The 8104-nt window shown below is 30.0% G+C and carries 13 protein-coding genes; 6 read left to right on the top strand and 7 right to left on the bottom strand.

From position 1 onward, the window contains the following. Window positions 1-384 precede the first annotated feature (384 nt). The gene (locus KPL38_RS17145) at window positions 385-558 is read left to right on the top strand and encodes a hypothetical protein (protein WP_216290359.1); all 174 of its coding nucleotides are present in this window, start codon (window positions 385-387) and stop codon (window positions 556-558) included. A 43-nt stretch (window positions 559-601) separates the two neighbouring features. Then, on the top strand, window positions 602-1438 hold the full coding sequence (locus KPL38_RS17140) for an MBL fold metallo-hydrolase (RefSeq protein ID WP_216290358.1): 837 nt from the start codon (window positions 602-604) through the stop codon (window positions 1436-1438). Window positions 1439-1647: 209 nt separating this feature from the next. Here KPL38_RS17140 and KPL38_RS17135 read toward each other — a convergent pair whose 3' ends face one another. The 5 genes from KPL38_RS17135 to KPL38_RS17115 all read right to left on the bottom strand — a co-directional run bounded on the left by KPL38_RS17135 (window position 1648) and on the right by KPL38_RS17115 (window position 5236). Beyond that, window positions 1648-2622, bottom strand: a complete 975-nt coding sequence (locus KPL38_RS17135) for an ABC transporter substrate-binding protein (RefSeq protein ID WP_216290357.1) — start codon at window positions 2620-2622, stop codon at window positions 1648-1650. A 5-nt stretch (window positions 2623-2627) separates the two neighbouring features. Continuing rightward, complete coding sequence (locus tag KPL38_RS17130; protein ID WP_216290356.1) at window positions 2628-3377, bottom strand: ABC transporter ATP-binding protein; 750 nt, start codon at window positions 3375-3377, stop codon at window positions 2628-2630. After that, a complete protein-coding gene (locus tag KPL38_RS17125; RefSeq protein WP_216290355.1) occupies window positions 3337-4128 on the bottom strand; it encodes an ABC transporter permease in 792 nt (263 codons plus the stop codon). The genes KPL38_RS17130 and KPL38_RS17125 overlap by 41 nt, the downstream gene beginning before the upstream one ends. A 524-nt stretch (window positions 4129-4652) precedes the next feature. Next, window positions 4653-5093: a hypothetical protein gene (locus KPL38_RS17120; protein WP_216290354.1), complete on the bottom strand. Its 441-nt coding sequence runs from the start codon at window positions 5091-5093 to the stop codon at window positions 4653-4655. Beyond that, on the bottom strand, window positions 5087-5236 hold the full coding sequence (locus KPL38_RS17115; RefSeq protein ID WP_216290353.1) for an NAD(P)H-dependent oxidoreductase: 150 nt from the start codon (window positions 5234-5236) through the stop codon (window positions 5087-5089). The genes KPL38_RS17120 and KPL38_RS17115 overlap by 7 nt, the downstream gene beginning before the upstream one ends. Before the next feature lie 179 nt (window positions 5237-5415). Here KPL38_RS17115 and KPL38_RS17110 point away from each other — a divergent pair, with 179 nt between their 5' ends. From KPL38_RS17110 to KPL38_RS17095, 4 genes are all read left to right on the top strand, one after another. Beyond that, complete coding sequence (locus KPL38_RS17110; protein WP_216290352.1) at window positions 5416-6045, top strand: HD domain-containing protein; 630 nt, start codon at window positions 5416-5418, stop codon at window positions 6043-6045. A gap of 147 nt (window positions 6046-6192) precedes the next feature. Beyond that, window positions 6193-6486 carry an MCP four helix bundle domain-containing protein gene (locus tag KPL38_RS17105; RefSeq protein ID WP_216290351.1) on the top strand — a complete coding sequence of 98 codons (294 nt, stop codon included), beginning with the start codon at window positions 6193-6195 and terminating at the stop codon, window positions 6484-6486. Window positions 6487-6565: 79 nt separating this feature from the next. After that, complete coding sequence (locus KPL38_RS17100) at window positions 6566-6733, top strand: hypothetical protein (protein ID WP_216290350.1); 168 nt, start codon at window positions 6566-6568, stop codon at window positions 6731-6733. Window positions 6734-6999: 266 nt separating this feature from the next. Continuing rightward, window positions 7000-7269 carry a hypothetical protein gene (locus KPL38_RS17095; RefSeq protein ID WP_216290349.1) on the top strand — a complete coding sequence of 90 codons (270 nt, stop codon included), beginning with the start codon at window positions 7000-7002 and terminating at the stop codon, window positions 7267-7269. On the opposite strand, the gene KPL38_RS17090 is transcribed toward KPL38_RS17095, so the two are convergent. Together KPL38_RS17090 and KPL38_RS17085 are read right to left on the bottom strand one after the other, a co-directional pair. Continuing rightward, window positions 7262-7486, bottom strand: a complete 225-nt coding sequence (locus tag KPL38_RS17090; protein WP_246578017.1) for a hypothetical protein — start codon at window positions 7484-7486, stop codon at window positions 7262-7264. The two genes, KPL38_RS17095 and KPL38_RS17090, sit on opposite strands and share 8 nt — an antisense overlap. Window positions 7487-7584: 98 nt before the next feature. Next, window positions 7585-7992 carry an SMI1/KNR4 family protein gene (locus KPL38_RS17085; RefSeq protein WP_216290348.1) on the bottom strand — a complete coding sequence of 136 codons (408 nt, stop codon included), beginning with the start codon at window positions 7990-7992 and terminating at the stop codon, window positions 7585-7587. Window positions 7993-8104: the final 112 nt, after the last annotated feature.

Raw genomic sequence — 8104 nt, 5'->3', positions numbered from 1 at the left:
AAATATGTGTCTTTGAATCCAATAAAAGAAGAAGAACTTCTCATTATAGAAAAGGCATCATCATAAAAAAATTAAATGTATAAATTGCGACAACTATGTTGACAAACTCCGTAACTCCTATGTTTAATAAAAATAAAAATAAATATATAGGAACTATAATATTATTTAGAAATACAACAAAATATATAGAAAATTTACAAACGATAAAGGAATATCAGCTTTTACTTGAAAATAACTTGGATAGAATTAAACAGAAATGTCACTGTGAGTGTTGGTGTACATGGATATTATAGGAGGAATTAAATATAATATGTTATAATTAAGCAATTAATTAATAAATTAGGGGTATTATGGGCATTTTTAAGTAATAAAGAAACTCATTTAGTGTTAATATTAAAAGTAAACTTATACAAAATTTCGAATATAATAACAAAGGCTATTTTTGACACTGAAAATCCAAGTTATGAACCAATTAATGTTACAGAGACTCAGATGAGTATTTTAGGAGTAGCTGTTGGAGTAGTGAAAAATCCATACAATTCTCCAATAATAAAATAACATCACAAATAAAAATTTTAAGTTATTATATGGAGGTAGAAGAATGGAATCATTAAAATATTTTAAATCTAGAAAAATTGCTGAGAGTATTACAAGAATTTTTGGACCTACTGGTGAATTAATGTATTTAGTAGAGGGAGATAAGAGAGCTGTTCTTATAGATACTGGGACTGGTGTTGGAGATTTAAGTGAATATGTAAAGCAACTTACAGACAAGTCAATTACTGTAATACTTACACATGGACATGTGGATCATGCATCTGGTGCACCAAATTTTGATGATGTATATATGAACCATGCTGATGAAGAAGTATACAAGGAACATAATGATTTAGCTTTACGCAAAGGTTATATTAAAAGTCAATATAAAGATTTTGATAAAATTAAAGAGAGTGATTATGTGCAAACAAAGTCTTCATCCGTCTATAAAGATTTGAAGGATGGAGCAGTATTTAATCTTGGAGGAATAACCTTGGAAGTTTACGATGCAGCTGGACATACACCAGGACAAATGGCTATTCTTTTTAAAGAAGAGAGAATCCTAATGATTGGAGATGCTGCAAACCAAGCCACTTTTTTATTTGACAAAAGATCATTAGGTATAACTAGCTATGAAAAGTCTATGAAGAATTTATTATTAAAAACAGAAGGAAAATTTGACAAAATATTTCTTTCTCATGGATCAGGAGAGGCACCAAAGGAATTATTAGCTAATATTATTCTTCTATGTGAAGATATTAAAGCGGGGAATGATGATGAAGTACCATTTAATTTTATGGGACAAGTGGTATATATTGCAAAAGCAATGAATGCTCAATTGGAACGTGTTGATGGTGGCTTTGGTAATATTATTTATTCAAAAGAGAAAGTTAATCATTGAATTTAGGGCATGGAATATAACCCCTTAGTTCCATATTCATTTTCAATTTTTATATTAATTTTGACATGAATAATAGCACTCCCTTATTTTTTATTTCGACAATAAAAGTTTATAGGAAGTGCCCATTATAATAAAGAAGTATCTTAGTTATGAACTGCCCCCTATCTACTTGACAGGGGGCAGTTCATAATAGGATGCTTCTTTCTATTTTATTTAAGATTAACTATTAAACTTTTTATATCTATTGTTTTGGTTAACATACCATTTTCCTTTAAAAAATCTTGAGTTTTTGTAAGTTCAGTTATATCCTTTTGTGTTATTTTAGGATTGAAGTCGTATAATCCGTACATGTTTTTAACTTGAGGTAATGCAAGCTTTGTCTCACCAGCAGTTATTTTATAGGTTTCATCTTTGTTATAATTCATGTATTCTAGGCTTTTCTGATGAACTGCTAGATATCTTTTGGCTATATCCGGATATTTCTCTAAGAATTTTCCATCTGCGGCGATTACAATAGTAGCATCTAATATTCCTTCACCAGTTGTTAATATCCGTGCTCCATTTTTTTGTGCACTTGCAACTGATGGTCCAGCAACAAGCGCTGCATCTACTTTCCCAGATAAAAGAGCTGATACACCATTTGGTATTGTCATATTACTAAATTGCACATCAGCCGCTTTTAAATTTTCTTTTACTAGTGATCCAAGAAGTAACTGATGAAGTATTGTTCCTTTGGGACCAACTATCCTTTTTCCTTTAAGATCTTTTATAGTTTTTATACTAGTATCCTTTACCATTATTGTAAATGCCTTTGGAGCCCTACTATAAACACCAATTATTTTAATGTTAACTCCATTTGCTGCTGCAAGGATAACTGATGTTGCTCCAATTGCATTACAAAATTGGAGAGAACCTGCCGCAACTGCTTCTGTCATTTTTGAACCTTCAGTTATTTCTGGATAGTTTATTTTAATACCATCTTTAGAAAATTCACTTTCAAACAATTGTTTTTTCTTTTCAATTATAGAAGGTACATTTAAAGGCGATTTAACATATGAAATGTTAATAACTTTCGGATTTTCAACTTTTGTAGCCTTAGTCGTCTGTTTTTGTGCACAACCGGCTAGTGACGTTGCTATAATTATGGTACTTACGATAATACTTATTCTTTTAATAAAATTCATTTTAATCACCCTTCATTTTTTAGTAATGTGTTAAGTGTAGCTAGAACTTCTTTTTTGTAATAAAGAAATCCTGAGCTACTAGTATCTCTGTAATAATCAAGATCAATAGGTATTTCTTTTATTATTCTACCTGTGTCCATTACAACAATCTTTTGGCCTAAATAAATAGCTTCTTCAATGTCATGAGTTACAAATATGATTGTCTTATCACTTTTTATAAATATATTTATTAATTCATTTTGAAGTTTTTTTCTGTTAAATGCATCTAGTGCTCCTAGCGGCTCATCCATAAGTATTATTTGAGGTTCATAACATAAAGTTCTTCCAAGTGAAGTTCTTTGCGCCATGCCACCTGATATTTGCGATGGATAAGCTTTTCTAAAATTATAAAGACCTAACAATTTTAAATAGTAAGTTACTTTTTCATTAACATATTTTTTATCTTTGCAATTAATAAGAGAAAAAGCCATATTTTCTTCCACAGTAAGCCAAGGCATAAGTCTAGGTTCTTGAAACACTATAGCTATTTTATTGTTTTCTTTATCTCTCAAATCGGTTAGATTAGCAGTGCCCTGTGTTATACTTAAGAGACCACAAAGCAATTTCAATAAAGTTGTCTTTCCACATCCACTTCTACCAACTATTGTAACAAAACTTCCACTTGTAACAGTTAAATTAACATCTTTTAAAGCCTGCACTTTTTTATCCTCAATTTTAAATGTCTTGGACAGATTTTTTATTATTAGACCTGCCATATTTTTTCCCCTTCCCATTTTGGCTCATTAAATTTCTAGATATTTTAATAAAACAATAATCAATAACATACCCTAAAATTCCTATTGATAGTATTCCAACAATGACAATATCTGGCCTTGAAAGTTGCTCTGCGTCTATTATCATATATCCAATTCCTGATGATGCAGCTATAAGTTCAGCTCCCATTAATGACCTCCAGCTGTATCCAAGCCCAAGTTGAATACCTGTCATAATTGAGGGTATTGCCTGTGGAAATATTATCTTTAGAAATAAATCTTTTTTACTAAAGTGAAATATTTTCCCAACCTCAAGAAGCTTTTGATCATAATTTGTAACACCATTTAAGGTGTTTGAAAAAACCGGGAAAAAGGTTGCTAAAAAAATAACTACAAGTTTTGATGACTCGCCAATACCTAACCATAATATCAATATAGGAATCATGGCTATAGGTGGAATATGTCTCATAAATTCTAAAAATGGATTTATATAAGGCATTGATTTGGGTTTATTTCCAAGGAATACGGCAAGCGGAAAAGCAACAACAAAGGTTAATGTAAACCCAACAACAACCCTAAAAAAACTTACCATTAAGTTTTTCAAAAGTTGCCCAGATATTAACAAATCATAGGTCGTAGTTAAAATTGTTTTAGGAGATGGGACTATATAATTATTAACAATATGCAACTTGTCTACAATAATCCATATCAGTATAATCATTAACGGTAAAATTAATCCTTTTAATTTTTTCATATACTCCCTTCCTTGTTGCGCTAATAGACAAATAAAAAAAAGCTCACCAAATGGAAAGCTTAATATCACTAAAAAACAGCTAACAAAATCTGTTTAGCTTAATATCTTCTTTCCTTTCAGATCAGAACAAATCTTTTCTGTTAGGTATATTCTATTATTATATAATCCATAATTTTAAATGAAACTTTTGACCCTTCATATTTTACCATACTTAGATGATATCATCCAATATTTTAGAGCTAAATCTTATTATAAACATATTTTTGAGCTAAGTATTATTAAAGGTGAAAATGGAGCAACATAAAGAATTTAAAGGAGAGTTATATTACATAAAAACTGGAAATGTTTTTTTACTAACAGATAAGGCTATAAAAAGAGTGTCGTTTTAATACTAAACAATCAATATTTTGTTTCTTATAAGAAATTGAGTACTGATATGAATGCAATCATATCTGAAGAAGCTGAAAGTAAGTTGAATAAAGTAAGTATATTTACTTATTATGATAAGAGAATAAATTGATTTATTATTTTTTGTAAGTAACTTTTGTCTTTTTAGCTATTCTCTTGGCAAAGCAATATATGATATTCCCTAAAAAGTGTTTGTATAATGGAAGGGGTATTTCTGTCGCATATGCAACATCAACCAATCCAGTCTTTTCCCAATATTCATTGTCATAGAACTCACCTTCAGTTCCAGTATGGCTCATTCCACGAAAAATATTATAAACTAATAAATCCACAAATGTTGGAGGGTATAACTTACCACTACAAACATCCATGTAGAATTTTTCAGCAATCTTTTCACACTTTTTAGTCACCTTTTGTGGAGGCTCATATCCTCCGTAACTATTCGTTATAATCGGAAGTTCATATCCGCGATTAAATCCCCAACACATAAATGTTTCTCTTAAGTATTTTGTGCATTTTTTAGCACCACTCCCACCTGCAGTTGATATCGCTAACAAAAGGGGAGGTTTATTTTCCCCAAATGTATCTCATCAAAATCTGTTTTATTATGTGAAATTTCTTGCATACGCTTTTTTACAATTTCCACAAGCGTCCATGTATTTCCTTTATGTGCACTACCATTAATAATTAGTATCTTCAATTAGCATTACCTCCAAAGTATGAATTAACTTATTTGCTTAATTATACTATAATAAGGTATAGTCCATATGAAAAAGTTTAACAAGCAACCATTAACTAGTTTTGAACATTTGAGGTGATTCAATGGGCTAATGTAGGCAAGTGCACAAATCAGAATTTACATTATAAAAGGAGGATAATATGTTTCCAAATAGAGAAATGGCTGAAAAGGAATTAGAGATAGCAGGACAATTAAACCAAGGACCATGGGAAGAACATTCTATCAATGTAGGATTAGCAGCTCAAATGATTGCTGAAAAATGTAGAAATCTTGACCCAGACAAAGCATATGTGTTAGGACTTCTTCATGATATAGGTAGAAGATATGGTGTAAGTTCAAGAAGACATGGCATTGACGGGTATAAATTCGTGTTGGAAAAACATTGGGATAAAGTGGGTAGAATTTGTTTGACACATTCATTCCCTATTCCTGACTTTGACAAAGAAATAGGCAAAAATGATATGAGTGACGAAGAAAGCGAATTTGTTAGAAAGTATATTGAAGACATAACTTATGATGATTATGATAAACTGTTGATTGTTTGTGATTCACTTGCAGATGCTCAAGGGTTTTGTATGTTAGAAAAACGGTTTGTTAATACAACAAGACGCTATGGAACATTTCCATTTACTGTAGAACGTTGGAATGCAACATTTAAAATGAAAGAGTATTTTGAACAACAAATGAATTGTTCTATATATGATATTCTTCCAAATGTAAAAGAAACTACATTTATTGATGCCCCACTATGGAAACCACCAGTAAAATAAACAAACATCGTGGAAGTTAAATTTCACGGTATTTGTTTATTTAAGATCTATTTGTTCTTTGATATGTGGTTAATTATACCATAAAAAGAAGTCTCGTTTTAAACAGGGGTAATGGATATAACTAGAAAATGGAAGGGGAGTGTTAAAATGAAATTTTTTGCAGATTTAAGTGTAAGGAAAAAGATTGTATCAGTATTTTCAGTGATTTGCATTTTCATAATTTTAATAGGGGTGGAGGGTATATTAAGTTCAGCGAAGATAAATAATGGGTCTAAATCTATATATAGCGATAGTTTAGTGTCTATTAAAGACTTAGAAGAAATTAAAGCAATCTCAAATGATGGTACAGCTAATATGCTTAGAATTGTTTTTGAAAGAGATAGAACAAAACTAGATAAACCAATAGAAGTTACAGCGAATTTAAGTAAGGATATTAAGTAAAAATATAATGGAGCCAGTTTTAAAATAATATGCAGAGGCGGGAAAACAATATGGTATAGATGGTGAATTTATAAGTGCAATGTCAGAAGAAATTGCATCTATGTCTGAAGAGGTGGAAGCATCGATAAGTGAAGTTAGTACAGCAGCTCAAACTCTTGCACAAAATTCACGGATTTCGGCAGAACATACAGGGGATATTAAAGTTAGTATTGAAGAAACTTCAAAAGCTATGTCACAAGTGGCATAGACATCACAAATGCAGGCACAGCTTGCACAAAAGCTTAATGAATTAGTACAGAAATTTAAGATTTAAGAAAAAGGCATACAACATAATTAAGCTTTGCATCAGTTGATGTGGAGCTTAATTATGTTTAAGGTTATTAGCTAATTCACTTCGCTTATAAAAATTTCCAGGGAAATATATTTTTATATATGGAATACATGTAATATATAGTATAATTAAGCAAATAAATAAACCAGTTTATATGTTATATGATTTAGAGGGGGGTATAAGTGAAAAATAATAATTGGTTAAAGTATTTTTTATATGCATTAGTCTTAATATGTTACATTACTATTAGTGACAAAATAATAGTATTTCTAAATTATAAATATTATCATTTGATAATTAGTCCATTTTTGTTTTTGCTTGTGAAAACAATAATATTTATAATAGTGGGATTATTACTTGGATTAGAGAGTTTTATATTAGAGACAAGAAAAGAAGGCAAATGGAAAGTAAATTTACCTAAAGTTATATTCTACATATTGTCTGCTACATGAATATCATATTTTTTTGAATTATAAAATTTACTCCATCATAAAGCACTGCTGTCCAATCTACATCTTCTGGTGCAAATCGTTCTCTTAATATTATTGAGGCATACTTAATGTAAAAATTTTCCACTAGTTCTTTAAGTAAATCATTACATTCTGCGCCTTTGCCTTCGGCTAGTTCTGCTTCTTCCATGCTTCCAATAACTACATCACAGTATTTCAAAAGTTCTCTTATTATCTTACTGAACTTTTCTGCACCCCAAAGATTTTCTCTATAGTTTAAATCTAGACTTATGTTCTTTGTGAGCAGTGTAAGAGTGATTATGCATCATAAGACGAATCTAACAACCAAAACTCATTACCTTGAGCAATAATAAATTTATCAAGCCATTCCTGAAAACTATACTTAAAAATTTTTGAACCATCAGATAAACGCAGATAATTTTCTTTGCTTTTTAACGCTATTTCATTAATTATTAGATCTGCATTATCTAATAAGATTCCAATTGGATATTCATTATTACTGTTCAAATTAGAAATATAAAAATTTTTCCCATCAATTACTTCATTCAATGAATACAATTTAAGAAGTCCTTGACTTCCTCGATAGTCATCTATAAAAAATTCAGCGCCATTACTAATTCTTAAAAAGCTTATATAATCCTCGGGTAAATTAATATTTTTAAGTTTGTTTAGTTCATTTTCATCTAATGGTTCATTAAATTTCACTTTCCCTATGTGTTAAGATAGTTGTCGTAGAGAGAAATATAGTATACTATACTGTATAGGCTTTACGAGAGGAGCAATAAAACATGGTGAGTAAAATTGGCTATTCTGAAGA

This window comes from Clostridium psychrophilum, from assembly GCF_018861705.1.
Classification (GTDB): domain Bacteria; phylum Bacillota; class Clostridia; order Clostridiales; family Clostridiaceae; genus Clostridium_AD; species Clostridium_AD psychrophilum.
The sequence above is the reverse complement of the archived record's forward strand: the minus strand, read 5'-3'. Positions and strand labels throughout refer to the sequence as shown.

Coding starts and splice junctions, on each gene's coding strand:
- KPL38_RS17140 (WP_216290358.1), top strand. CDS start 602: ATGGAATCATTAAAATATTTTAAATCTAGAAAAATTGCTGAGAGTATT.
- KPL38_RS17135 (WP_216290357.1), bottom strand. CDS start 2,622: ATGAATTTTATTAAAAGAATAAGTATTATCGTAAGTACCATAATTATA.
- KPL38_RS17130 (WP_216290356.1), bottom strand. CDS start 3,377: ATGGCAGGTCTAATAATAAAAAATCTGTCCAAGACATTTAAAATTGAG.
- KPL38_RS17125 (WP_216290355.1), bottom strand. CDS start 4,128: ATGAAAAAATTAAAAGGATTAATTTTACCGTTAATGATTATACTGATA.
- KPL38_RS17110 (WP_216290352.1), top strand. CDS start 5,416: ATGTTTCCAAATAGAGAAATGGCTGAAAAGGAATTAGAGATAGCAGGA.
- KPL38_RS17105 (WP_216290351.1), top strand. CDS start 6,193: ATGAAATTTTTTGCAGATTTAAGTGTAAGGAAAAAGATTGTATCAGTA.
- KPL38_RS17100 (WP_216290350.1), top strand. CDS start 6,566: ATGTCAGAAGAAATTGCATCTATGTCTGAAGAGGTGGAAGCATCGATA.